Annotated in this window: 18 protein-coding genes; 11 read left to right on the top strand and 7 right to left on the bottom strand. The window is 53.3% G+C overall.

Translation table 11 applies throughout. The features are described from left to right. Positions 1-47: 47 nt before the first annotated feature. The 4 genes from AB1L42_RS15955 (at position 48) to AB1L42_RS15940 (ending at position 5,149) form a co-directional block, all read left to right on the top strand. Positions 48-950 carry a dihydrodipicolinate synthase family protein gene (locus AB1L42_RS15955; RefSeq protein ID WP_367057826.1) on the top strand — a complete coding sequence of 301 codons (903 nt, stop codon included), beginning with the start codon at positions 48-50 and terminating at the stop codon, positions 948-950. A gap of 61 nt (positions 951-1,011) precedes the next feature. Next, the gene (locus AB1L42_RS15950) at positions 1,012-2,394 is read left to right on the top strand and encodes a sulfatase-like hydrolase/transferase (protein WP_367057823.1); all 1,383 of its coding nucleotides are present in this window, start codon (positions 1,012-1,014) and stop codon (positions 2,392-2,394) included. Positions 2,395-2,645: 251 nt separating this feature from the next. Beyond that, a complete protein-coding gene (locus AB1L42_RS15945) occupies positions 2,646-4,046 on the top strand; it encodes a glycosyl hydrolase (protein WP_367057820.1) in 1,401 nt (466 codons plus the stop codon). After that, positions 4,043-5,149 (top strand): alanine racemase, encoded by a 1,107-nt coding sequence (locus AB1L42_RS15940; protein ID WP_367057817.1) that lies wholly within the window; start codon positions 4,043-4,045, stop codon positions 5,147-5,149. Before AB1L42_RS15945 ends, AB1L42_RS15940 begins: the two co-directional genes overlap by 4 nt. A gap of 109 nt (positions 5,150-5,258) precedes the next feature. Here the strand turns inward: AB1L42_RS15940 and AB1L42_RS15935 are convergent, their stop codons facing one another. Continuing rightward, positions 5,259-6,452, bottom strand: coding sequence for a hypothetical protein (locus AB1L42_RS15935; protein ID WP_367057814.1), 1,194 nt, complete (start codon positions 6,450-6,452; stop codon positions 5,259-5,261). Positions 6,453-6,811: 359 nt separating this feature from the next. Here AB1L42_RS15935 and eno point away from each other — a divergent pair, with 359 nt between their 5' ends. Both eno and AB1L42_RS15925 read left to right on the top strand, forming a co-directional pair. Further along, positions 6,812-8,083 (top strand): phosphopyruvate hydratase, encoded by a 1,272-nt coding sequence (gene eno, locus AB1L42_RS15930; protein ID WP_367057811.1) that lies wholly within the window; start codon positions 6,812-6,814, stop codon positions 8,081-8,083. 263 nt (positions 8,084-8,346) lie between these two features. Beyond that, complete coding sequence (locus AB1L42_RS15925) at positions 8,347-9,081, top strand: HisA/HisF-related TIM barrel protein (RefSeq protein ID WP_367057808.1); 735 nt, start codon at positions 8,347-8,349, stop codon at positions 9,079-9,081. A 196-nt stretch (positions 9,082-9,277) separates the two neighbouring features. Here AB1L42_RS15925 and AB1L42_RS15920 read toward each other — a convergent pair whose 3' ends face one another. The 5 genes from AB1L42_RS15920 to AB1L42_RS15900 all read right to left on the bottom strand — a co-directional run bounded on the left by AB1L42_RS15920 (position 9,278) and on the right by AB1L42_RS15900 (position 18,026). Then, positions 9,278-11,299, bottom strand: coding sequence for an acetylxylan esterase (locus AB1L42_RS15920; protein ID WP_367057805.1), 2,022 nt, complete (start codon positions 11,297-11,299; stop codon positions 9,278-9,280). A 194-nt stretch (positions 11,300-11,493) separates the two neighbouring features. Further along, positions 11,494-12,984: an endo-1,4-beta-xylanase gene (locus AB1L42_RS15915; RefSeq protein ID WP_367057802.1), complete on the bottom strand. Its 1,491-nt coding sequence runs from the start codon at positions 12,982-12,984 to the stop codon at positions 11,494-11,496. A 340-nt stretch (positions 12,985-13,324) separates the two neighbouring features. Continuing rightward, positions 13,325-15,340: a M28 family peptidase gene (locus AB1L42_RS15910; RefSeq protein WP_367057799.1), complete on the bottom strand. Its 2,016-nt coding sequence runs from the start codon at positions 15,338-15,340 to the stop codon at positions 13,325-13,327. A 351-nt stretch (positions 15,341-15,691) separates the two neighbouring features. After that, on the bottom strand, positions 15,692-16,570 hold the full coding sequence (murB, locus tag AB1L42_RS15905; RefSeq protein ID WP_367057796.1) for a UDP-N-acetylmuramate dehydrogenase: 879 nt from the start codon (positions 16,568-16,570) through the stop codon (positions 15,692-15,694). Further along, a complete protein-coding gene (locus AB1L42_RS15900; RefSeq protein WP_367057793.1) occupies positions 16,557-18,026 on the bottom strand; it encodes a Mur ligase family protein in 1,470 nt (489 codons plus the stop codon). Before AB1L42_RS15900 ends, murB begins: the two co-directional genes overlap by 14 nt. A 398-nt stretch (positions 18,027-18,424) precedes the next feature. Here AB1L42_RS15900 and AB1L42_RS15895 point away from each other — a divergent pair, with 398 nt between their 5' ends. Together AB1L42_RS15895 and thiO are read left to right on the top strand one after the other, a co-directional pair. Further along, positions 18,425-20,464, top strand: a complete 2,040-nt coding sequence (locus AB1L42_RS15895; RefSeq protein WP_367057926.1) for a c-type cytochrome domain-containing protein — start codon at positions 18,425-18,427, stop codon at positions 20,462-20,464. 295 nt (positions 20,465-20,759) lie between these two features. Continuing rightward, entirely contained in the window at positions 20,760-21,866 is a 1,107-nt protein-coding gene (thiO, locus tag AB1L42_RS15890) for a glycine oxidase ThiO (RefSeq protein WP_367057790.1), read from the top strand. Between the two features lie 18 nt (positions 21,867-21,884). Here thiO and AB1L42_RS15885 read toward each other — a convergent pair whose 3' ends face one another. Beyond that, positions 21,885-22,286 (bottom strand): hypothetical protein, encoded by a 402-nt coding sequence (locus tag AB1L42_RS15885; RefSeq protein ID WP_367057787.1) that lies wholly within the window; start codon positions 22,284-22,286, stop codon positions 21,885-21,887. Between the two features lie 234 nt (positions 22,287-22,520). On the opposite strand from AB1L42_RS15885, the gene AB1L42_RS15880 reads away from it, so the two are divergent. From AB1L42_RS15880 to AB1L42_RS15870, 3 genes are all read left to right on the top strand, one after another. Then, complete coding sequence (locus tag AB1L42_RS15880) at positions 22,521-24,521, top strand: AAA family ATPase (RefSeq protein ID WP_367057784.1); 2,001 nt, start codon at positions 22,521-22,523, stop codon at positions 24,519-24,521. A gap of 248 nt (positions 24,522-24,769) precedes the next feature. Beyond that, on the top strand, positions 24,770-25,693 hold the full coding sequence (locus AB1L42_RS15875) for a sugar phosphate isomerase/epimerase family protein (RefSeq protein ID WP_367057781.1): 924 nt from the start codon (positions 24,770-24,772) through the stop codon (positions 25,691-25,693). Further along, positions 25,686-26,651, top strand: a complete 966-nt coding sequence (locus tag AB1L42_RS15870; protein WP_367057778.1) for an ROK family protein — start codon at positions 25,686-25,688, stop codon at positions 26,649-26,651. Before AB1L42_RS15875 ends, AB1L42_RS15870 begins: the two co-directional genes overlap by 8 nt. The last annotated feature ends 140 nt before the right edge of the window (positions 26,652-26,791 follow it).

Raw genomic sequence — 26,791 nt, 5'->3', positions numbered from 1 at the left:
CACTTCTCTATTGCTGACTGACGAATCAACGAACATTGGAGTAGATCATGGCGAGTGACTGGCGCGGCGTTCTTCCTGCAGCGACAACACAGTTTCACGATGACGAGTCACTCAACATCCCGCAGACGATGAAGCATGTGATGCACATGATTGATCAAGGGGTACATGGCATGATCATGCTGGGAACAGTGGGTGAAAACTGTTCGCTCGAGTACTCCGAAAAGCTTGAGGTTTTGCGAGCGACCGTTGAGGCGGTCGGCGGAAAGGTTCCGGTTCTCACCGGTGTTGCAGAGTGCACGACATCGCTGGCGCAGCGGTTCGCCGAAGATGCTGCCAAGATTGGTGTCGATGGGCTGATGGTCCTGCCGGCGATGGTCTATAAGTCCGCTCCGGAGGAGACGATGACGCACTTTCGTTCTGTTGCGAAGGCGACGGACCTCCCGATTATGGTCTACAACAACCCTGTTTCATACGGCGTCGACATCACTCCGGAGATGTTTTTGGAGCTGGCCGATGAGCCCAAACTTGTGGCCATCAAAGAGTCGTCCGAGAATGTTCGTCGCATCACCGATTTGATCAATCTGTGCGGTGATCGATATACGCTCCTGTGCGGTGTTGACGATCTTGTGCTCGAATCGATTGTGCTCGGAGCGGAAGGTTGGATCTCCGGTTTGGTGAATGCTTTCCCTGCTGAGAATCGATTGCTTTGGGATCTTGCGACTTCTGGGGACTACGAACGAGCTGTTGAAGTCTATCGCTGGTACACTCCGCTGCTTCATTTAGATACTCACCCGAAACTCGTTCAATACATCAAGCTTGCAGTGCAAGAATGCGGACTTGGTTCGGAGAAGACACGTGCTCCACGCCTTGCATTGACCGGACAGGAACGCGAACAAATCCTTGAAGTGATTCGCACCGGAATCGCGAATCGACCGTCGTTGGATCGCTGAGGTCCTCGATTGACTCGATAGAGGCTTGTTCGTCCGTGCTCATCTGCAAGCGGAGTTCTTTATGGCTTTTCGGATTCCATTCGTCGTCGAATGTGGAAGACTCACTCGAACGGTTCTTCAGACTTGTCTTCTGATCCTTCTGGGCAACACGTGCGTCGCAGCAGAGACAGCATCATCGCCAGCGACGAACTTTGTGGTGATCATGGCTGATGATCTCGGGTATGCAGATGTCAGTTGTTTTGGGGCGACCTCCTACGAGACGCCTCATCTGGACCGAATGGCAGCCGAAGGGATGATGCTGACTGATTTCCATTCTAACGGTCCCGTCTGCAGTCCAACGCGAGCGGCCTTGCTGACCGGACGGTACCAACAGCGGGCCGGTATGGAAGAAGTGGTCTTTGCTGACCCGAAGCAGAACAGGCACCACGGGCTTCAGACTTCCGAAACGACATTTGCCGAAGTGCTTAAGAAGCTGGGATACACCACCGGCGTTATTGGAAAATGGCACCTGGGATACGAGAAGCAGTACAACCCGGTGCATCACGGTTTTGATGATTTCTGGGGGTACGTGAGTGGGAATGTCTGCTACCAGTCACACCTGGATCGGATGGGGATTGACGACTGGTGGCACAATGCTCAGCGAGTCAACGAAGAGGGATACACGACACATTTAGTCACTCAACATGCAGTCGACTTCATCGTCGATCATCAGGACGAACCGTTCTGCCTGTATGTTGCTCACGAGTGCGTGCACTCTCCCTTTCAAGGGCCGAATGACCCTGCAGTGCGTGTTCGCGGGCGAGTTGGTGATCTGGCTGACGCCAAAGTTAAAGACGTGGGGCGAGCCTATCAGGAGATGATTGTTGAGATGGATCGAGGCATCGGACAGATTGTTGAGACTCTCAAAAGTTGCAAACTCGATGGCCAGACGCTTGTCCTCTTCTTCTCCGATAATGGGGCAACGAAGGAAGGCTCGAACGCTCCGTGGAGCGGATACAAAGGGAGTTTGTGGGAAGGGGGACATCGTGTCCCGTTTGTGGCATGGCAACCGGGAAAGGTTTTGCCGGGGACGACATCCGCATCCCCCGCATTGACGATGGACATTCTGCCGACACTCGTCGAGATTGCTGGCGGCGAGCGTTTCGCTTCTGCCGATGGCCAAAGTCTTGCATCAGTATTGTACGAGCAGAAAGAGCTCCCGGATCGATTGCTACACTGGCAGTATCGAAAAAGCTGGGCAGTTCGAGATGGAAGCTGGAAGTTGCTCTCCGATCGAAATGGAGCTGACGTGAGGCTGTTCAACCTCGAGGAAGATCCTCAGGAGGAAGTCGATCTGTCAGAAGCCGAGCCAAAGATTTTCAAGCGATTGAAGCAGGCGCACGCTGACTGGAGCGTCGATGTCACCACCGGAGCAACTGTTCAACCTGCAGCAAGCGAGAATTGATTGAGCAAAAACGACTCAATTCGATGAACTGCCAATCAGTTGTTCGTGTTACTGGTCAGAACAAGTTAATCACTTCCATGGTTCAGCTTCTTCAGTCGGTCCATTACGATCCTCTACTGAAGAGGTTCGCTGAGAAATGCGAAGTCTTCATCGTCAGACTGCTCCATCGTAGGACGTCTTTTCAGGGTAGCTGTCCGCCACATCATTGATACCAACGACTTTCAAATGTCGTTTAGATACGAAAACGATTCATGATTGAAATTAACGATGCGTTAACTCCGCAAGACCTTCTTCCGGGCATTCAACGAATGTGGCAGTCCTCGGCGGAGAAGATTCTCTCCATCGAGCAAACGTGTGGACCGGAAGTCGGCTCGCCCGTCTTCACTGTGGAAGGGAATTACACAGCCCAGGGTTGGACCGAGTGGACTCAAGGGTTTCAATTCGGTTCAGCGATCCTCCAGTTTGATGCCACTGATGACGAGCAGTTTCTGGAGATTGGAAGAACAAAAACGCAGCAGTTAATGGCTCCTCACATCAGCCATATTGGAGTCCACGATCACGGATTCAATAACGTCAGCACTTATGGAGCACTGCGGAGGTTGATGCTTGAGGGCCGCATCGCGTTCCAGGAATCGGAGTTGGCAGGCTACGAATTGGCACTCAAGGTCAGCGGTGCTGTACAAGCTGCCCGCTGGAGCGAAACCTTTGACGGCGATGGGTACATCTACTCGTTCAACGGCCCGCAATCACTGTTCTGCGATACAATTCGGTCGCTCCGATCACTCGCTCTGGCACATCATCTGAAGCATCGTTTGATGGGGGAAAATGATGAAGCGATTTCTCTCCTTGATCGATTGATTCAGCACGCCCGAACGACGTCGCGATCCAATGTGTTCTATGGCGAAGGACGCGACATCTACGACGTTCGTGGTCGTGTCGCTCACGAAAGTCTGTTCAACATCAACGACGGGCGCCTGCGATGTCCGAGTACGCAGCAGGGCTACAGTCCCTTCACAACTTGGACTCGCGGAGCTGCCTGGATCATCGCAGGTTATCCCGAGCAATTGGAGTTTCTGGCTCAGATCCCAGATGAGGAACTTGAGGTGTTTGGAGGCCGCGAGCAGATTGAAGAGTTCATGACACATGCTGCGATGGCTGCGTGCGACTATTACATCTCAGAGAGTCCAATCGACGGGATTCCGTATTGGGATACTGGTGCTCCCGGGTTGGAGAACTTGGGCGACTATCGTAATGAGAAAGCAGACCCGTTCAACGACTTTGAGCCGGTCGACAGTTCCGCAGCTGCGATTGCAGCTCAAGGATTTCTGCGTCTCGGAAACTGGCTGAAGACACAATCGAGTCCCGATGCAGATCGCTACTCACAAGCTGGATTGACGATTCTCTTCAACCTGCTGGAAGAGCCTTATCTAAGTTTCGATCCGGCGCATCAGGGGTTGCTTCTGCATTCGATTTATCATCGACCACGTGGCTGGGACTACATTCCTGAGGGACGGCTTGTCCCGTGTGGCGAATCGTGTATGTGGGGCGATTATCACTTGCGTGAAGCTGCACTCATGGTCCAGCGAATGGCACTCGGTCAACCGTACTACACGTTCTTTGGTCCGACAGAAGATGCGTCAGCAGGAGCATGATTGGTCGCCATCTGAGTGAACTTGATACGCCCGCTCTTTGCATCGATCTCGACGTGCTCGACGAAAACGTTCGTGCCATGTCGACTGAGATTCACGATGCAGGAAAAGCGTGGCGACCGCATGCGAAGTGTCACAAGGTTCCGGAGATCGCGCTCCAAGAACTCGCTGCTGGAGCGATTGGCGTGACGGCAGCGAAGTCGTCGGAAGCAGAGACTTTCGTCGAGAACCAAATTCCCGATGTCTTGATCGCGAACTTGATCGTCGGAGAGCAAAAGCTCGAGCGCATCGTGCGCATTTGTCGCGATGGAGATCCCATCGTCACCTGCGATCACTTCGTGCAGGCGGAAGCACTCTCCGATGTCTGTCGCCAGTCGGGAGTTATTTGTCGCGTCATTGTTGAACTCGACATCGGAATGAACCGCGTCGGAGTTCGTCCCGGTCCTGACGCCGATCAACTGGTTCGCGGAATTGATCGATTGCCGGGAGTTCGGCTCGTGGGGATCATGGGCTATGAAGGTCATCTGTTGACCGAACCAGATCCTAAGCGCAAGCGAAATCGCATCGGGATTGCGATGTCCTTGCTCGAACGTCAGCGCGACCGAATGATCCGCGACGGAATGTGCTGCGACATCGTCTCCGCTGGCGGGACTGGTTCCTATCAGGTGACAGCCCATTTGCCTGCTGTGACAGAGATTCAGGCAGGTGGCGGAATCTTCGGTGATCCGTTTTATTCAGAGATGTGTGGAGTCACCGGGCTGAAGCCAGCTTTGGGAGTCGTGGCGACAGTGGTTAGCCGACCGAGCCTGATGCAAGCGGTGCTGGACATTGGCCGTAAGTCCATGCACTCCGAGATCTATCCGCCGCGAATTTCGAAGTTGGCAAACGGAAAGGAGTTGACCGACGCATCGATCAACTCCTTCAGTGCGGAACATACGGTGGTTGAGCTTGGCCCAGAGTCCAGAAATCTGATCATTGGGGACAAGGTAGTTGTCGTCCCCGGTTACAGCGACTTGACGACTCTGCTCTACGACCGATTCTACGGGTTGCGGGACAATTCAGTTGAGCGAATCCTGCCAATCGTTGGTCGAGGAAAGATTCAGTAGACAGCTTTCTGAGAAGGTCGTCCCGAACTCGCATGAACTTGCTGAGTCTATTGTTCACGCGAGTCTTCGGGAGTACGACTTGATTGCAGCGACGGCTTCTAAGCAGTGCTTACCAGAGGATCTCGAGTCCGAGACGACCACCGTGAGCAATGACTGATCCATCGTTCTCGACACTGTAGCGGCGATTTCCGAGCAAGTTTGTCGAGAGACCGTTGATCTGATCTGGTCCCAGAGCGACACCTGACAGGAAGAGTGCTTCGTAACCGGTCACCAGGTTGATGTAGTCGGTCAGAGAGACAGTCGCGGTGAAGCCAAGGTTTCCAGCGAAGGCAGCCCCGATTTCACTGTCAGAGAGTCGACGACGGTAAGCGGCGTTTCCGTTTCCGGTGGCGACGACGGTTTCACCGACGCTACCATGCATGTTGTTGTGGAAGATACCAGCTTTGCCGTAGCCTTCGATCGTGACCCAGTCGCCGTCGAAGAGTCGACCTGCGAATGTTGCCTGAGCACCATCCAGTTCGTTCGAAGCATCTCCGCGTACTTGATAGAGAATCGAATCAGGTCCGGCTGGTGTTGCGAATCCGTCGAGTGAACCCGCCACGATTGGATCGAAGCCAACGGCAGCCAGCGATGAACCAGCAAGCTGATCGTTCGGCTGTCCGCCAACAGGTGTTCCATCAGCAGCATCGACTGCGTCGAAGAAACCGCCCAAGGTCACTCCGCTCATCTCGTCGAGTTCAATGTGACGGTAACCCACGGATGCACGCCAGCGTCGACACTCACGGTTGGTTCCGATATTCAATTCGAAGTCGGAGTAGTTCGATTCCGAGAACGATGTCCAACGTGGTGAATAGCCTGCATCCATCGGATCCGTGGCTCTCAGAAACTCTGTTTCGTCGATTTCGGCTCCGACCAGAGTGGCGGCCTGACTGAGACCCAATGCTCGGTTCAGCGAGTTGCCACCAGCAGGGAAGAATCCGCCTCCGGCAGTGTCGTCGAAGAGGACGTCGCCGTTGAAAGTTCCGGAGTCGCTGGATTCCCAGGTATCCAGTTGAGTCCATGAAGAGTCGATGTCGACACATCCCAGTTGACCACCGAGAATGAGTCGGTAACCGGATGAGAAGTCGTAGTCGCTATTTCCAAGACCGAGTGATTCTGGTCCAGCGACGATGTTTCCGTCTCCATCGTTGTCGCGATCCATAAAGACCCAGTCCGCTTCGAAGAACATTTGAGCGTGACTGATCTGGCAGAATGACAGCACTCCAGTTGCGGTCAGGATTGCCAAGAATGTCTTCTTAAACATTGCAGTTCCCCCCTCGTCGCTGCATAGGAATTCAGTAGGTATCGGTGTCTGGCACCGTCCCGCTGATTTCTTCATCGGCATCTCTGCGTCTCAACACGAATGTTTGGGCTGTACTGGTCACCCGTTCGTGCGAAATTTGAGAATGATTCCGGTTATGAAACTTAGGTAATGTGGGAAAAGACGCTTTTCGAGCGGAATTCGCGGAGCGGGGAATGGCAATCGACACGATGGAGATCGACGCGTCTGTTTGATACAACACGCACTCGTGTCACCAACTGTACGCTGCGCTGCCTGCGTTTGGGGCTCGATTATTGATACAAGTGCTTATTCAGAAAAGCTTAGCGTTGAAAGGTGTCCCCATGAGTATTCCCGTTCTTGCAGTCCATGGACGACAAATCCTCGATAGTCGTGGAAACCCGACAGTTGAAGTTGAGGTCACGCTGGACGACGGAGCCGTCGGTCGAGCTGCTGTTCCCAGTGGAGCGAGCACAGGAGCACACGAAGCGTGTGAACTTCGCGATGGTGACAAAGATGTCTACCTCGGAAAAGGGGTCATCAAAGCTGTTGAGAACGTCAACGAAGAGCTGGACGACCTGCTGACCGGTCTCGACGCATTCGATCAGGCAGCGATTGATCAAGCCATGATCGCCGCCGACGGAACACCAAACAAAGCTCGACTCGGGGCCAACGCGATTCTCGCTTGTTCCATGGCGACAGCTCACGCGGCTGCCAATTCCTGCGGACTTCCACTGTTCCGCTACCTTGGTGGTGCTGGTGCTTGCCGCCTGCCTGCTCCCATGATGAACATCATCAATGGTGGAGCCCACGCGAACAACGGAATCGATCTTCAAGAATTCATGGTGATGCCACTCGGGTTCGATTCCTTCAGCGACGCACTTCGCTGCGGAACCGAAGTTTTTCACAGCTTGAAGAAAGTGTTGCACGACAAAGGAATGAGCACCGCTGTCGGAGATGAAGGTGGATTCGCTCCTGATCTTCCGAACAGCGACGAGGCCATCGAAGTCGTTTTGACAGCAATTGAGAAAGCAGGGTACAAGCCCGGGGAACAGGTCAAAATCGCATTGGACTGTGCTGCGTCCGAGTGCTACGACGAGAAGAAGAAACTCTACACCGTCGAAGGTCGTGAACTCGACTCCGCCGGCATGGTCGAACTTCTTTCCAGTTGGGTCGACAAGTATCCAATCTGCTCGATCGAAGACGGCCTCTTCGAAGACGATTGGGAAGGCTGGAAGATTCTGACAGACAGCATTGGCGACAAATGCCAGCTGGTTGGTGATGACCTCTTCGTGACCAACTCAGAACGACTCGCTCGCGGAATCAAAGAAGGGATTGGCAACAGCATCCTGGTGAAAGTCAACCAGATCGGAACGTTGACCGAAACCATGCAGGCTGTCGACCTCGCCTACAAGAACGGTTACACCGCTGTCATGAGTCACCGCTCCGGTGAAACTGAAGACACAACCATCGCCGACCTTGCAGTCGCTCTCGGAACAGGGCAGATCAAAACCGGATCAGCTAGCCGAACCGACCGAATCTGCAAGTATAACCAGTTGCTGCGAATCGAAGAACTCCTCGATAGCAACGCGATCTACGGCGGAACCATTTCCTAAACATTCTTCATTCGAAGTCAGTGGCATTCGCCAATGCGATTCGCTGCAGACTGAACGATGAAGATGATTTGGAGACAATGAGACTTCAAGTTGAAATTGCCCCGGTTGTGGATCGACACGACTGGGGCTTTTTTCATCTTGTGGACGCGTCAGCGAGTGACTGAATGATGAGGCTGATGTCATCGTTTCGCTGAGGCACCTTGACGGTACAGCCGTGCCTGTAAAAAGCCCGAGAGTTTTCTGACAATTCCCCGAGTGCTTCAATGCAGATCGTTCCTGTTCTCGACTTAATGGGCGGTCAGGTGGTTCGCGGAATCGCCGGGCGACGGGATGAATACAAACCGAATCAGAGTTGTCTGGTTGAGGGCTCTGAACCGCTTGCGACAGCTCGTGCGTTTCGTGAACGTTTTGGGCTGACAAGAGTTTATGTTGCCGACCTCGATGCGATTGCTGAAGCGCAGCCCGATTTTGAGACGATTGGTGAACTCGTTGAATCCGGGTTTCAAATCTCAGTCGACTGCGGAAGCGTTTCACTTCAGACTGCTGAACGACTGAGGCAATTCGCTGTCGAAGAGATCATTGTTCCTCTTGAAACCCTCGCCGACTGGAAGGCTCTTGAACAACTCCTCGAGGTGATCCCGACAACTTCTCTCAGGTTCAGTCTCGATCTCATGAACAGCGATCCGATGGGCGTTCTCGGTGAGAACAATACGACGCTCGAAATTGTTGACCGTGTTTCAGGCTTCGGTCTAACCAAATACATTGTCCTCGACCTCGCCGCTGTCGGCATGAATGGAGGTCTTCAAACTCTTGGGGTTTGCCAATCGATCTTGGAAAGGAACCCACAGGCGAAAATCTGGACGGGAGGAGGCATCCGCAACTGGGAGGAGATCGAAGAACTTCAAAATGCGTGCGATATCGACGGACTCCTCGTTGCATCTGCACTGCATGACGGACAGATTTCTCCGGCGGAAGTGAAGCGACTCAGCAAAACCTAGCGCAAGTTGCTCTTTCCTATGCACTCGCTCGCTTTGTTTCATAAGTCAAAAGGCTGTGCTTGCTCATGCGAGATCGTGCAGGCAAAATCAGAAAGTGCTCGAAAGATCGCTTCACGTTGTCCCCGCTCTCATCAAATCGCACAATAGCAGCGACCGCTCGTGTCGAGTAACAGTGACGAACCGGAACGAGATTCCGCTATTCGTTTTCGGCTTGCACCTTCGTCAGTGCCACAAGCTTCGTCAACGTATCGAACGGAACAACTTGATCGGACATCAACAATTCCGGTGGAGAAACTTGATCGGCTGACGGCAGTTCGACGCGATCGATCAATGGCGAAATCAGGGCGGCGGTTGTCACGACTCCTGCAATATCTTTAGGGCCGGAAACTGTCAGTTCTACATTTGAGAATTCTGGTTGTTGGTGCAGCCCTTTGCAGGCCTCCACGATGTCAAAGACTCTCAGGCTGTCCAAGGTGTGACCGAGGAGAGCAAGCCTTCGTTTCGCATGCGTGGCTGCGCGGAGTTCGGACGGCCATGCGGAAGCCCCAAACCCACGTGGAGCGAGGAAGGCGAGTGCTTTTCCTTTTAAAGAGTCAGACTCTCTCAATGATTCAATCAGCATCGAAACGTCCACAGCCTCATCTGCTTCCAGAGTTTGGTTCTCAGCTTGATTGGAAACGGTGACATTCGGATGAGTCGGAAAATGCTCGCCGACTTGTTTCGCAAATCTGCTCCATGTGGAGTCGTCACAAACGACGAATTCCAATGCCTTCGGCGTGCTTACTTGATCACTCAAGACCACGAAGACGGGAAGGCTGCAACTTGCGTCGCTGGCGAGTTTGAACTCTCGCAGCATGAGTCCATCGCTCTTCGTTTCTTGAACAGGTTCGAATTGGACTGGGCCGTCGCTGTCCGAGTTCGGCCAGTTGCGGAAACTCGTCTTCAAGAGTTCGGATTGCAGTTTATTGGCGAGTTCAAGTTGTTCCGAGGTGGTTTGAGGAATCTGAAGATCGGCAATGGGAACGAACGATTCGTGAATGGTTGATGTTCGTTCATCTGCTGGGATCGTGTCGAAGACTTTCAGTTCTTCTTTGGTAAAGATCTTTTCAGCGACGGATTCAATGGGTTGGTCCTCGCCTTTGAGGAAACGGTTGAACCAATGAAATGCGCTGACTTGTAAGCGTTGCGTGTCTTTATGCGGTCCCTCTGTGATGTTGAGGCCGATGTGATCAAGCTGACCGTACAATTCGTACAGGTGTCGCGTCTTCATGTAGACATCAACAACTCCATCCAAAGGGAAGATGGAGTCTTTGTCAGTGTTGGAGATCAATAGCGGACGCGGGGCGATCAAAGCTGCGACAATCGGAAAGTCCCATTGATAGGCGTTCACCTGAAACATGCAGTCGCAGTGCCCCTCGATGCAATCGTCGATCACATGATTCTGGAGGCTTGTGATCCCAGCAACGGGGACCGCTGCGGCGATGCGTTCGTCGAGAGCGGCGACCCACCAGGTGTAAGCGCCTCCACCTGAACGCCCTGTCATTCCAAATCGCTTGGAGTCGACTTCCGGGCGAGACTCAAGATAGTCCAGCGACCGAATTCCGTTCCAGGCTTCCACACCGGCGGGCGTGTATCCGCGATTGTGCCACCACCACATTCCTTCGCGGTAAGTTCCGTGGTGCAAGCCTTCAATCTCGCCAAGCTGAATCGTGTCGATGGTCAAGCAGACGTATCCGTTCTGTGCAAACCAGACACCATGATGGTGATAGCTGACCTTATTACCGTAGTTGATTCCATTCTCACGAACTCGGGCATGACCACACACGTAAAGAATGGCAGGCAGTGGCTCAGTTTGTGTTTCCGGGCGGTAGAAGTTGCCTGTCACATACAGGCCGGGCATTGACTCGAACACAATGTTCTCGACGATCACGCCGTCGCGTTGATGAGTCGCTGTCACTTTTGCATTGAGAGGTGTTCGTTCAGGCCAGGGGGAAAGTCCTAGCATCTGCTGAAGCTGTTGGAGGTACTCCGGTTTCTTTTGCTTCCAGGTGTCGAGATTCGACATCGCTGCGACAGTCAACTCAGCACACTTTTGCGTTTCCGCTTCGAGAAACTTGGGCAGCCAGTTGGAATCGTCTTCGGCCCTGACATTGGTCGACAGCATAAGGCTGGAAAACAGCAGCGCGACGAAAACATGCAAGCTGGTGTGACTTCGCATCGGGGATCTTTCGTTCAGTGATCCTGAGGAGTGAGAGTAGATCGTTCTCACGTTCAATCATAGGATCGGCGGGCACGTACCTCTGTTGCTCTCGGATAGACAATCCGTCGAACAGCTAGATTGTGAGTCGACCGAGGTCGATTGTGCAATGCAATGAGCGGAAATGCGAAACGAGGAGAGCAAAACTGCTCTCGCTACTGCGTTTCGAATCTGGACTGCTGCTGAAGAGTTTCGAGCATTTTCTTCGAGTGTCCATCTGCGGTCAGCAGCCCACTGTGTGGATGCCGATGCGGTGCCCCGTCGCTGAACTGGTCCAGAAAGACGCCTGTCACAGAGGGTTTCGCCATGAGCAGCGGAACGATTTCACCCATCCATTGGGCTTGTCGTTCTTCGGTCCATTGCGGTTGAGAAGGATGCGAGCGGACCGCGATCGTGGGATCAGCGAGCGGGTCGTGCGAAGCAGCCGACGGACAGGCGAGATTGACGTGAATTTGCAGGCCGAGAAGGCTCCAGAGATCGATCAGTTTCGAGATCGACAAAATGTCATGCGGCAGGCAGGCTCGATTCGTGTAGCCGACGTTGATGTCGAGACTCACACCGGTCAGGCCAAGATTCGAACGAACGAGTGCATCCACGAATTGAAACGGTGTGAGCTGATGATGTCCGAACCGTTGGTACTCACCCCACGGTTGTTCGATGCGAATAAAGAATTGGGAGTCGCTGTCAGTGCGGACTCCCGCTTCCAAAGTTCTTGCTGTCAGGGATAAGCACTGCTCTTCATTAAGGTTGAGTGCTCCCCCATAATTGCCGGCAGCGGAGATCTCCCAAATTCGAACGCGACCGGTGTAGCGTGAGACTGCTGTATCGACAAAGTCGCAAACGAAGCTGATCAAGTTGAGAAAGTCACTGCTCCACGGCTCGAGCCATTCCGGAAGTCCGCCATCATCGAGACCGACCAGCGGACCTCCGCGGATGATCAGCCGATTCTCTGAGACGGTTTCAATCAGCTGATCGACGAGTGACCAGTCATAGTCGCCTTCGTCTTTTTCGATGTCAGTCCATCGAATCGGAACAGATGCTGTATTGAAGGTGTTGAAGAATGTCGTTCGGCCGCGATCCGTTAATACTGATGCGTCGACAGTCGCTCCGAGCAAATTCGGAGCGTGAGAGGACGATCGGCGGATACTCGCCATTCTCTGGAGTGTATAAGCGTGCGTCAGTATGTTGGCTGCCTGACAAGCCAATTGCAGCGACCGCTGCGAAGCTTCGGCACATTGATCGGGGAGATCCCGACAGGCGCTGGCACGTGCGAGGGCTTTGAATGACTCGGACTGCAGCTTCGTAAACTCCGACGGAATCATCATCCGCGCCATCTCCCAGATGGCGGCCTGATCCCGAATCTGTGAGAGCTTTCCTCGAGCGAGTTCGAGAGGCAGAAAGTACGGCTTTTCCTGTTCTCGAAGCGAAGTTGTGGTCAGAACGGGCCGTCCGATGCCCTCAACCGGCCAGGGGACACTGACCTTTCCGCTGTCGGAATAAGAGCGACGACAGGAGAGTGTTGTGCCGTCGAATTCGACTCGGGTCGGGAAGATCCGCCCGTCAAATCCACTGATGTACGCCTGCCGGTGTTCTGGCCACTCCTCCGGACTTGTTGCGGGATGGACGACAAAACGCATCACTCCCATCCCGCTACTCCTGGCGCAACAATATCGATGAATCGTGAATTATCCGATGGCCAGCCCGAAGCAGCCAAATCAGTTCCACACTGATGAGTGAATTCACAGTAAGCGAGCATCATAGTTTTCAGGGGCAGAACGTACAAGAAGAGTCAGTTTCCCGTGGAAATCAATGACTGATGGGCGATATTGAAGAGTCCGAAACCGCCATTCTCTGATCTGCGACGGCCCACTCGTCACCACTTTGATGTCAGTCGAAAAACCGTTGATGGCGATCAGGTGGGAAGTGTGTGCAGTCGTTACTGTAAGTCACCTGCGCAGCTGTATTCAGGTCCGCTGAAAGAGATGGCTAGAAATTGATTCTGAATTCGAGAGTGAGAGATCGACGTTGAACTTCGAGCGTTGTTCGTTCGTCTGGATTCAACGATTCAAGCAGACTCTGAAGCTCCGATGGAGAATTCACTTCTGTGGAATTCAGCTTCAGAATTCGATCCTCCGGCTTCAGCCCAGCCCGTTCGGCAACGCTATTGGACAGAACCTCAACGACTTCCAATCCGGGATCTTCAGTTGTCGCTCGAACTCTCACCCCGAGCCCGGGATGTCTTCTCGCAAGGGCGGCACTGAAGTCCGCTGTGACGAGTTCGGACCAGAGACTGGACTGAGAGTCATTGGATCGCGTCAACGGGCTGCGGCCTGAGCCGATCTCGATAACAATTTCTGTGACGCAGTCCGCAATTTGTCGCATGCCTGAAATGTTCAACCATTCCGCATCGTCTTCGGGGCGATGGTACTGCGGATGAAACCCCGTGAAAAAATGCAGTACAGGAATCCCTGCTTCGTGAAACACTGCGTGGTCGCTGGGGCCGTATCCACTGTTGATGAATTCCGCACCTAAAGACGCTGCAGTCACCCCTTCGCTCACCAGTTCGTTCCATTCATTGGCAGTCCCGACTCCGTAGACGGTGACTTTCTCTCGCAGTCTTCCGACCATATCAAGATTGATCATGGTCATCGTTTCATTCAGAGTGACGACCGGCTCACGCACGTAATACTGGCTGCCACGCAACCCGACTTCTTCAGCAGTGAAAGCGACGAACAACACGCGATGCACGAGTTCATCGCGATGTTTCGACAACCGGCGGGCCACTTCCAAAAGGACACTCGTTCCGGAAGCATTGTCATCGGCGCCGTTGTGGATCTCTCCGTCTGCTCCGAGAGAGAGTGATCCCCATCCATCGCGACCAAGGTGGTCATAGTGAGCACCGATCACAATTGTTTTCGCTGCCTCAGGATCGAGCGGTTCCACCGATCCGATGACGTTCTTCACGAGTTGCCGATGCTTTGGCGATTGTGAACTGAAGTCCGCTTCGATTGAGTCCATCAACTGCGAGTGAGGAGCAGATGTTTGAGCGATGAGGTCCTCGAGTTCGTGGATTGTCAGTTGGCCTGAGTCCTCTAAGAACTGGTTGAGCGATTCAGGTCGACAATGGACCACCGGAATTGCCGAAGAAAACAGATTCTGTGAAAACTCGACGTCGAGCAGCCCTGATGGTGTTGTTCGAACCGATGACGAGGAGTGTTGTTGCGAGTGTGAGTCGACGATGAAAACTGTCGAAGCTCCGTGTGCAATTGCGTTTTCAATTTTCGCAAAGACAGAAGCGTGACGGCTTGGCTGACCAGAATTTCCAGGTTGTCGCGAGGCGACATGTGACGGCTCGCCGCGAATGATTATCACCGCGCAGCTTGTGACATCGACATCGTGATAGTCATCGTAGTTCCATTCCGGGGCTGTGATTCCATAGCCTCCGAAGACCAACGGACACTTCGCAGGCGCTCGGTCAGATCGAAGGAGAAACGTAAAGTCTGTGTCTGCTTTCAGTGTGGATGGTGGCGTTCGTGGACTGCCATTCGAATCTCCTCCGATAGACAGAACAATTTTCGGGGCTCCGACGGGAACCCGTGAGAACGCCGGGATTAAAGTGAATTCCTGGAAGGGACCATTGTCGCACCAGTTGGTCGTGAGTCCTGCTTGCAGAAACTCTTCGGCAATGTAATTCGCGGCTTGATCGAGCCCATCCGTGCCAAGTCCTCGCCCTTCGAACTCATCGCTGGCAAGTGTCGAGACATCGGTCCGCAGACGATTTTCAACTTCTGAAGGGGAGAAGAACTGCGTCTCGAGACTTGAAGGCTGTTCGACGGCGATCGTTTCAGCAGCAGGCAGAGTTTCTTCGGACTTTGAGATTTCGGTCCGAGAAACTTGCTGAGTATCTGTGGGTGGGACTCTCTGAGTGAGCCAAGACAGCCCAGCGATTGCAATGACTGCGGGAATGAGAATCAGTATTTTGTAGACCGCAGTTGTCGTCATTGGTGGGAGGCTCAATTCCTACCGTTCCGTGGAGCAAAATGACCACGCCATCGCTGTGTAAGACTTTCAGGGATTCATTCGAAGCATTGCCAGCGCGCAGCGAGATCCGAGGTAGTTACTCTCAGGATGAGCCACATCAGCGACGCGCGGGGAACTCTCTGTCCGGACACGATACGATTCAACGAGATTCCGTGGGCGATACCGACTTCCACTCGTCTGCGGAACTCGGCAGTTATGCGGATTTCGCTGGATGTAAGACGCGTGAAGTCCGTGAGGCGTCTACAAACGCGAGAGTGCGTAACACATCCCGTTGAAACGCGTTGAGTGTCGTCGGGGTAGTAACTGAGCGGACTACCAGATCTGGATTTCAGTCGCCAACTCGACACCGTGAACTTCGTGCACTCGCGATTTGATCAGCTCGATGAGTTGCAGCACGTCAGTCGCGGTTGCATCCGAATGGGTGACGATGAAGTTGGCGTGTCGGTCGCTGACTTCTGCGTTTCCAACACGAGTCCCTTTCAGCCCGGCTTGCTCGATTAACGCTCCTGCACTCAGGCCGCGAGGGTTTTTGAAGATGCAACCCGCCGACTGAAAAGAGAACGGTTGCGAGGATTTTTTCATGATCCAGATTTGCCGCATCCGTTTTGTGATTTCATCCGGATCTTCCTGAGGCATTTCGAGTTCGGCCGAAATCACCACAAGCTCGTTGATGCTGCTGGTCCGGTAGTCGAAACTCAGCTCGTCGCCGCTGCGAGTGAAACGATCTCCATTCGCTGTCATCACATCGACGGACTTCACAAACTGACCGATTTCGCCATGTCTGCCGCCAGCATTTCCTTTGATGGCTCCGCCGATTGTTCCCGGAATTCCGACCAGATTTTCCAGTCCAGCCAGACCAACGCCGACTGCTGATGAAATCACATGAGACAGTGGAGCCGCTCCACCGACTCGGAGACGAGTTCCTTCGGTCTTGATATCCGAGAAAGCATCGCCGGTCAGCTTAATGACGACTCCAGCGAATCCATCGTCGCGTACGAGGACGTTGGAACCGCCGCCGAGAAGGCGGACAGGCAAGCCCTCTTCGCTGACAGCTCGGAGCACTCCTTCCAATTCTTCTTCCGTGCGGGGCTCGATGAAAATCTGAGCGGGGCCGCCCACTTTGAGCCAGGTCAACGGGGCGAGTGGTTCGTCGAATTTCGTGATTTCGCTAAACTGATCAAGTCCGGTCATCGTGTATTTGAGCGATGTCGCCCGCTCCTAAAGTGATTATGAGTTCCTTCGTCAGTGGGGTAGTCTCCAATCTTGTGCGAATAGGGTCAAGCGATGTGAGAAACTCACTTTTCGTCCCCAATTGGGCGACGAGATTTGCCAGTTCTTTCGCTGTGGTTTCTTGAAGTTCGGAGATGGTTTCGCGGGCAGCGTAAATGGGAAGAACGAAAACCTCATTGGCCAATTGCAGCGAGTGAGCGAATTCATGCAGCAACGCACGTGTTCGCGAGACTTGATGCGGCTGAAAATAACACACGAGGTGAGAGTCGGGATAATGTCGACGCGCTGTCTCCAAGGTGACACGAACTTCCGTTGGATGATGGGCGAAGTCGTCGATGACCACACGTTCAGAGATTTCACGAACGACTTCGAATCTTCGTTTCAGGCCGCGATACTCCTGAATTGAACTCGCAATTCGCTCATCAACGCGAACCGATGCACTCAAGGTTGCGATAGCTGCAAGAAGATTTCTTAGAGCGTGTTCGCCCGGCAACGGAAACGACCCCTCGAGAACTTTTTGTCCGCTTTCGTAGATCAAAACGCTGCGACCATCGCGATGTGCTGTCCAGGTTGCAGCCGGATTTGACAGAGCATAGGAAACAACCCGCCCCTGTTGATTGCTCTCGTATTGGAGAGCCAGGTCGCGAGATGCTTTGCAGTCCCAATTGACAGTTAGAGTTCCGTTCGCTGGGAGTGACTGGATGAAGCGATCGTAGGCTCCGATCGCGTGATTGAGTGTTGGAAAACAGTCGAAGTGATCGGGTTCAATGCCGAGCAGGCAGATCTGTTTCGGTTGAAACTGAAGGAAATGCTCCCGAAATTCGCAGGCTTCAACGATGACGACATCGTCGAGACCCAAGCGACCGCTTCGGCCGTCAGAAACTTGTTGAGCGCCGCAGAATGTTGTCGCATGCACTCCGGCAGCCTGCATGAAATGGCTGAGCAGGCTAGTGGTAGAACTCTTCCCATGAGTTCCGCAAACGGCTATTCCGTCCGATGAGTTTGTGATCCGCGCCAGTGCCTCAACATATGAGAGCTGAGGAACATTGTTCTCATAGGCTAGTTGACGAAAACGGTCCGACTCCGGAACAGCGGCACTGTAAATGAGGAGATTGCAGGACACGCGGGTGTTCCAGTCAGAAACGTCTTGAAGACGGAACAGATTCCGCCTTCGAAGTTCCTTCCAGGTGTTCTCGTTCTGAGAAAAATCACTTCCAGTCATGTGCCAGCCTGCGTCGCAGATGACATCGACAAGTGATTTCATGCCCGATCCGCAGACTCCGACGAAGTGAATTGAGGGAATCAGGGCCTCCGGTGATTCCGGGAAAAGTCGCTCTCGCAGTCGGAACGAAGCGATGGAATCCCCATCAATCGACGATTGAGAGGCGGAATCTCGCGAAAAATGAGAGGCGGTCAATTTCAATCGTCCAGAATACTGAAAGCCAGTTTGTTGAGAGTGGTCGCTCGGAGCCGGAATCGTGGAGGCTGCGGATTGGATGAGCTGAGGCGATTATGCAGAAAACGATGACTCCATCAGGAGTTTCGACGAATGTTCTAGCGACAAATGCGGTCTCTGGACAGAACAGACTGAAAATCGATGCAATTTGCAGCGACAACATTGAACGAGTCAGATTCCGCATATGAAACACTGCCAGGTTGTAGTTCGCTCTTGGGAATGGCTCATGACAGGCTGCGAATGAGGATGTAAGATTCAGCTCACAGCTGATTGGGTGAGGCTGAAGAGTCACTCTTCCGCCTAACATCGAAATTCGAATGGTCTTCGGTCACTTATCGTGGTTGGAAACGCGATCAGTGATGCAATCGATCGGTCAGCGGCCCAGAAATGAATTCGGAATCGCCAAAGGTGCAGGCATTTTCATGATCGTTAGAGCGTTTTTTGAATCGGTCTTCTTGAATTCGCAGGAGCACGTTGTGCGGCATCGATCTCAATCATCCGAAGTGACTTCTTCTGGAAATCTTTCGCTGCGGCAAGAGGTAAAATGCCTTGCTGTTGTCGTTTGCGCAATCTTCTCTCTGTTCATGATGTCTTCGGAAGCTTTTGCGGAATTGACGACCGAGCATCGGCGGGAGATTGCTTCTCTGAAACGGACTGTCTCTCGAGTCGGTTCTCTGCTCCGTCGAGACCGATACGAAGAAGCTGAAGAGACCATTGATGAAGTTGAGTCTCGACTCGAAGCGATCATTGAAGAAGCAGGTATCAGCGAAGATGACCGCGCGTTGGCTTCGATTCAATCGGAAATCGAGCGTCAAAAGGGGCTCATGGACAAATCGTCCGGAAAAGCACCGAAGGCAAAGTCCGAAGTCAGTTTCATCGAGGATATCGCTCCGATTATCGATCAGAAGTGCTTGGGGTGTCACGGTGCTAACAATCCAAGAAACGGCCTCCGCTTGGACACGTTCGCCGGTTGGAGACGAGGCGGACAGAGTGGAAGCTTGCTGATTCCGGGACAACCAGCCAGAAGCTTACTGATCGCACGGCTATCCGCTCCCGAGGGACAAGGCAGAATGCCAGCTCGAGGAGAACCTCTTTCCAAAGACGAAATTATGCTGGTTGGGCAGTGGATTGGTCAGGGGGCGAAACTCGACTTCGGAAGTCCACAGGCAACTCTCGCAGATTTGATCTACGAGCATCAGAAAGAAACTCTGGACGTTCAGATTCCAAAACCAACCGGGACTGAAACCGTTTCATTCACGCAAGATATGGCTCCCTGGATGGCGAATTTGTGCTTGAACTGTCACAACTCTCGAAACAAATCGGGAGGGCTGTCTGTTGAAACGTTCTTCGATCTGATGAGAGGTGGAGACAGCGGCGAGGTCATCATCCCGGGTGACATGGAGAACAGCAGGTTCTTCCGGCTCGTCGGAGGTCTTGAGCTTCCTCGAATGCCACAGGGGCAGGGACGAATTACACGTCAGAATTACGAAGACATGAAGAAGTGGTTCGCTGAGGGAAATACCTTCGATGGGGCGGACCCCAGAACGAACATTCGCACATACGTCCGATCTGAAGCAGAGATGCTTGCCGAACAGTTTCGTTCAAAAACCGATGAAGAAATGATCGCCCACCGGCTTGAGCGGACGACCGAACAACTGAGACGATCGGTCCCGAATGACCCTCGGGAAAGCGTCGACACAGAGCATTTTCTGGTCGTGGGTAACGTCAGCAAGGATCGCTTGGAAGAAGTCGCAGAGGATGCTGAAGAACATCTCTCTGAGTTACATAAGATGTTCGGAGGGGAAGGTCTTCCCTGGCGTGGAAAGCTGGCCATTTTTGTTCTGAAAGATCGTTTCAGCTACGACGAATTCAATCAGGTCGTCGAAATGCGTCGAGCCGATCAAGAGATGAGTGGACACTCCAAAGTGACCGCGTCGCATGAAGAGGCATACATCGCATTCCAGGATCGAGGTGATGATGCAAGCGATACCCCGACGACAGAGCAACTGCTGATCGAGCATCTGACGGGAGCTTACCTGAAACAGTCAGGAACAGCTCTTCCGGATTGGGTTGTCAGCGGGACCGGACTGATGATGTCGATGAAAGGTGTGCGAACAGGTCCGCAAGTTCTGCAAATGAAACAGACAGCTGCGAGTCTTGTTCCGACACTCGGAAAGCCGGAGGACGTCTTCGAAGACGGAAGCTTCTCGCCTGCGACGATCGGACCAGTTGGGTTCACTCTCGTCCAGTACCTCCTCGATCAAGGAGGGCCTGGAAAGTTTGCGAGACTGATTCAGGGATTCCGTAATGGGCTGAATGCCGATCGGGCGTTTCGAGATGCGTACGGGGCTGATGCGACTCAAATTGCTCGAGGATATCTAGCATCCTTACGTGGCTAAATTCTCTCATCCATCTATCACTGGGATGACTTTCACGATCTGAGAAAACGCTACATCGATCGAAAGAAACAAGTTCGGGCGAGTGCAGACGAACCGTGGAAATGGTCTAATTCGAGTTTGCAGGTTGTCGTTGGACGATTGCTGATTCGAACGACGAGAGCATGTTGCTCTTTCCTGTGCACTCGCTTGTGCTGTTTCATCAAGCCAAAGGCTGTGTCGGCTCGTGCAAGAGAGTGCCAACCCAACCTAACGATGCACTAAAAGAGGAGAGTGGCCGCGCGCGGCTCGGAGTTGGATGACGGATGTCGTAATAGTCGGTGGCGGAGTGATCGGACTGACCGCAGCCTACGAACTGGCGCGTCGAGGCATGTCGGTCTCCGTTCTCGAGAAGAACCGAGTTGGTCAGGAAGCCTCATGGGCCGGAGCCGGAATGCTGCCACCGGGGCAGATCCATGGTCCTCAGGAAATCCGCGAACTCGTCCGTTTGTCCGCGTCTCTCTGGCCGAAGCTCTCTCAAGACCTCTCGGAGCGAACCGGCCTCGACAATGGATATCGAAATTCCGGTTCTTTGCAGATTTCGCTCGACGATGAGCAGGAGTTGCTCAATCAGAAACAACTCTGGGAGAACGAAAACGTTCCCGTGGAAGGGCTGAAAGGGAGCGAGCTGTCCGAATACGCACCGGGGTTGTCGAATCGACTCACCTGCGGTTTTGCATTGCCGACGATGTCACAGGTCCGAAACCCACGACATGTCAAAGCACTTCAGGCAGCGTGTCTGTCGGCTGGCGTGACCATTCAGGAAAACTGTTCCGTCGATCAGATCGATTCCAGTGGTAACCAAATTGAGGCAGTCCGGGCTCAGGGATCAGTTTACTCTGCCGATCAATTTCTGATTACAACGGGTGCCTGGACAACTCAGTTGCTGGAATCCGTCTCCGTCAATTTCGAAGTCGAGCCAGTGCGGGGGCAGATCGTTCTATTGATGACCAGTCCGGGAACAATCACTCACATTGTTGAAGATGGTCGACGGTACATCGTCCCTAGGGATGATGGACACGTATTGATCGGATCGACGATGGAGGATGTCGGATTCGTCAAGCAGACAACTGAAGAGGGAGTCGCGAGCCTCATGGATTTCGCGACCAGTCTTTTCCCCGGACTGAAGCAAGCCAAGTTTGTCCAATCATGGGCAGGTCTGCGTCCAAGAGCGGTTCGCGGATTCCCAGCGATCGGTGCGATCGACACCTTCGAAAACCTATTCGTCGCTGCCGGACATTTCCGCGACGGATTGTGTCAGTCAACGGCGACAGCGGTTCTGATTTCGGACCTCATCGAAGGCGTTCAACCAACCATTCCGGTGGAGTTGTTTCGACCGCCGGTTGCCGTTCCTCCTCGGCTGTGATGCACTTGTTTGACTCGTTTACGCTGGCGAGACGAAATGGCTTCTCAGCGACCAGAGGAGTTTTCGTGAAAACTGTTCGAACTCGGGCTGACTCCAACCGACCGACTTCGGAAGTATTTCGACATCCACCTGTGAGCATTTGGCTGCTGGAAGAACATCTTTCATCTCGCCTGCTTCTTCATGGTCGTCCAGGTGTCGGACGCGCAACATGACATCAACAGGTCGCGTGCGGGGGCAGTTGAAGATGAATTGCTCAAGCATGGTGAAGCCGATTCGAACTCGAATCTGACCATCTTCTGCGCTGAGAATGCGAGCATGATGTTCCTCGACGAAACCACATGCTTTGAGAATGATGGTCGAGCCGTAGTTCGTCGTGAAGAAACGATCGCGGATTGATGAGAGAGATGACGTAAACAACATTCCGATAGAACCTCAAGAATTGAGATGTAGGTTTGACGTGATCGGAAGAGTTCTGCGGACGCCGTGCCGAGCAGCAAGAGAAAGCGATGTATTCGTTGCAGTAAGCGGCTCTTTCCTGTTGGCGTGTCATGGGTTACAAACATCGAGATGGGCCAGCTACACTTTCGTTTTTATGATCGATGTTTCGAAACTGCATCATCTCTCGTTTCCGAAATTCCACAGACTGAGTGATTGATGGTCGCTGCACATGTGATTGACGATTTGTCAGACCGAATCCTGGCTGGTTACCCGCTGTTGGTGACGCGGACTTACGAAGAGCGTCGATGGGAGCAGGAGTTTCAGCGACTGGCCGCAGACCTAGGATGGAACTGCGTCAGTTGGTCGATGACCGGCGGAGTCGTCGCTGACTCAAAGTCTTCAAGTGCAGCGTCGGAAACTGAGAGAGTCGATCCGGTTGCTTTTCTGGATCAAATCCAGAATGACTATGCGAGCCAACATCTGTTTCTGCTGAAGGACTTTCATCTCTGCTTCGACGATCCGCGAGTCATTCGCAAGCTGAGAGATCTGGTCCCGGTCCTTCCCGGTCAGCAAAAGACTCTTGTTCTCATGGGGGCCGTCGACAACATCCCGAAAGAGATTTCGAAAGACGTGTCGATGATCGACCTTCCACTCCCTGACGGAGACGATCTGCACGAGATACTTGAAGCGATCCTTAACGATCCAAAATCCGGCATTGTGGCATCGATCCAACAATCGGACCGGGAGGCTCTGGTCCGTTCAGTCCTCGGACTGACAGCTGACGAAGCTCGTAAAGCTTGGGTAAAGTCACTGCGCGGAGCAGATGGAGTGACGGACGAACTCTTCGCAAACCTGATTTCTGAAAAGCGACGATTCGTGCAAGGCGCCAGTTTGCTTGAGTTCGTTGCTCTCGATGAGGGAATTGAAGACGTCGGCGGATTGGATGGTCTTAAGGAATGGATTTCGAATCGATCGGAAGCCTTCTCAACTGATGCAAAGAACCGGCACATTGGGAATCCAAAAGGAGTCTTGCTGGCCGGTGTTCAAGGATGTGGAAAGAGTCTGACTGCTCGCGCGATTGCCAGAATGCTGAAATTTCCTCTGATTCGAATGGATCTCGGAGACCTGCTGGAATCGGGACGTGGTGTTTCAGAACAGAATTTGAGAGATGTGCTGTCGACCGCTGAAACGATCGCGCCGGCTGTGCTTTGGATCGAAGAAATCGACAAAGCCTTTGCAGGTTTTGTTGGCAATGAGTCACAGGATCCAACGGTCTCCCGCATCGTCGGACGGTTTCTGACATGGCTTCAGGAACATACGCATCCTGTTTTCGTCGTCGCCACCGCAAACCGTATCGAGTCACTCCCGCCCGAATTGTTGCGACGCGGACGTTTCGACGATTTGTTTTTCGTCGATTTGCCAACATACGAAGAACGGCTCGCCATCTTCAGGATTCACCTTCAAAAGCGAGGCTGGAATCCGGAGCAGTTTGATCTCGATGCCCACTCCAATGCGACAGAAGGATACAGCGGGGCTGAGATTGAAACGCTTGTGAACTCTGCGATTATCGACTCGTACGCGGAGAAGCGAATCCTTTCCGACGACGACTTGCAGGACTCAATTGAACGCACGGTTCCGCTGTCGATCACAATGGAGGATGAGATCTTCCAACTCCGTGAATGGGCGAGAACGCGCTGTCGACCGGCGACGCTTGATCATCGCGTGATTCGAGTCATGGAGGAAGAAGCCCGTCGCGGAGAAACGCCCGCTGCGGAAGCGGAAGAGGTGCTGAAGTGGAAGCAACTGGCCGAGTACGGGCAAATCCCTGCGGCCATCATCGAGTTTCTTCGGCACCACGAACGAGTGACGTGGGATGTTCTGCTGAATGAATTCGCTGACTACACAGACGTTTCCGGGCGATACGGACTCGTCTTCCGGTCCGATCCAAAAGTTGTCGTTTGGACACGGATGGGCCGCGACCTGGTCGACCAACTGAGCGATCTTATCGTCCGGAAACGGCTCTATCTTCATCCGTGTGGCGAAGACCTCTATCAGCAAGCTTCGACACCGAAACTGCCAGTGGTTTCCAATTTCCCCGATCAGCGTGTCCAGAACCCGGTCTGGCTCCCGACGGAATTGCAACTCGCTCCGTATGTGGGCGGGGCAGGGCTTTACGGACGAGTGGCCCGTATCAAGATGGGCGCGCCGAACTCCTGACTTTGATCGCAGGAGATGTTACATCGGAAGACATTGATTGTTTGGCTCGATCTGGCAACCACTCTCAGTCAGAAGTCCGCAGATTTCACACTTCAGATCATGACACTCCCCCGAAAACGAACGTTTTGCGTCATCCGGGCGAAAATCTCTTTCTGAGAGACACGACACAATTGACAATGTTCTGCAATTCGTCCATCGTGACCTAGCGTTTTTCTCGACAAACATCCTTACCATGAACGGGTGTCCCCATGATTCCATCGCTCGAACGACGGCAGTTTCTTCAGGGAACTGCAGCACTCGCAGCTTCTGCTCTTCTCCCGCAATTCGCACTGTCAGCGGATAAGAAGCCGCTCTATCAGATCTCTCTCGCTCAATGGTCACTCCACAAGGCCATTTTCGACAAGAAGATTGATAACCTCGACTTCGCAAAAATCGCGAAGACCGAGTTCGATATTCATGCGATCGAGTACGTGAATCAGTTCTTCTTCGAAAAAGCCAAAGACGAATCGTACCTGGCGGACATGAAGAAGCGGGCTGCCGACAACGGTGTGCAGAGTCTGCTGATCATGGTTGATCGAGAAGGACAACTCGGCGATCCAGACAAGAACAAACGTGCTCAGACTGTCGACAATCACAAGAAGTGGGTCGAAGCTGCCAAATTCCTCGGTTGCCATTCGATTCGAGTCAACGCAGCCAGCCGTGGAACATACGACGAGCAGATCGAGTACGCCGCCGACGGGCTTGCTCAGCTGACTGACTTCGCAAAGCCTCTCGGACTGAACATTCTCGTTGAGAACCATGGTGGGCTTTCCTCCAACGCAGCCTGGCTCTCGACAGTCATGGAACGTGTCGCCGATCCACATTGCGGCACGCTTCCAGATTTCGGAAACTTCCGCATCAGTGACGACAACTGGTACGACCGATACCAGGGTGTTGAAGAGTTGATGCCGTTTGCTCAAGCGGTCAGTGCCAAGTCCTACGACTTCGATGAAAACGGAAACGACACCAGAACGGACTTCCTGAAGGTCATGAAGATCGTGCTGGACGCCGGGTATCGCGGTTTCGTCGGGATCGAGTACGAAGGACATCAGCTCGACGAATACGCAGGAATCCGAGCAACGAAGAAGCTGCTCGAAAAAGTTCGTGATGAATTGGCAGGGGACTATGCCTGAGATTTTTGCAGGTGTCGACGTTGGAGGAACGACGGTCAAATGTGCCCTCGCGGATCAGGATGGAAACGTCCTGCGTGAGGGCACGATTGATACCGATTCTCATTACGGTCCGAACGAAGTCCTGAGACGCATCGGTGATCTCGTCCTGAAACTCGCAGGAGAATCGGGAGGGGCTGAACTCGCTGCGCTCGGTATGGGACTTCCGGGACTCGTCGATCTCCACGCTGGCGAAACACGTTACCTTCCGAACATGACAACGCACTGGAAGAACATTCCAGTCTCGGCGATTCTCTCTGAGCAGATAAAGTGTCGTGTTCTGCTTCTCAATGACGTACGAACTGCAACACTCGGTGAGCTGACCTTTCGAGAAGGACCTCCCGCCAACACGATGGTGTTCATTGCGATCGGAACCGGCATCGGTGGTGGTGTCGTCATTGATGGCAAGCTGCGCTTAGGACCGCTCGGAGCTGCAGGAGAGCTGGGGCACCAGACGATCGACCGGACAGGTCCTCTGTGTGGATGCGGGAATCACGGATGTCTCGAGACTCTCGCGAGTGGTACTGCTCTCGCTGCCGAAGGAATTCGGTTGATGTTGATGGGGCTCGCACCGAACCTGCATGACTTGGTGGATGGAGATCCTGCGAGAGTGGACGTCGAGATGATGGGCCAAGTCGCTGAACAGGATGACGCGGTTCGTGATGCAATTCTCAATGCGGCTTCGGACATCGCTATTGGCGTTGCGAATGTCGTGACGACTGTCCATCCGGATCTTGTGGTCATCGGAGGGGGAGTTGCGAATCTCGGTCCGCTTCTACTCGAACGTATCAGAGAAGATGTCGAAACGCGTGTCGGAAGACTGTTTCCAGTCGACGATATCCGGATTGAAAAGTCCCAGTTGGGTTCAAAAGCCGGTGTTCTCGGAGCCGTCGCACTGGCCATTCATGGATTCCCGGAGTAAGAGGACTCCGCGCGACGATCAAAGATCCTCGTTTCTGATTGAATTGAACGCACTGCATCACCAATCAAAAAAAGCCCGCCGCTTTCATCACTTCAGCGAAGGACGAAAGCGGCGGGCTTTGCAGTTATTGTTCGGCTTAA

Source organism: Thalassoglobus sp. JC818, from assembly GCF_040717535.1.
Taxonomy (GTDB): Bacteria; Planctomycetota; Planctomycetia; order Planctomycetales; family Planctomycetaceae; genus Thalassoglobus.
Note: the sequence above shows the minus strand (reverse complement) of the source record. Positions and strands in the feature narration are given on the sequence as shown.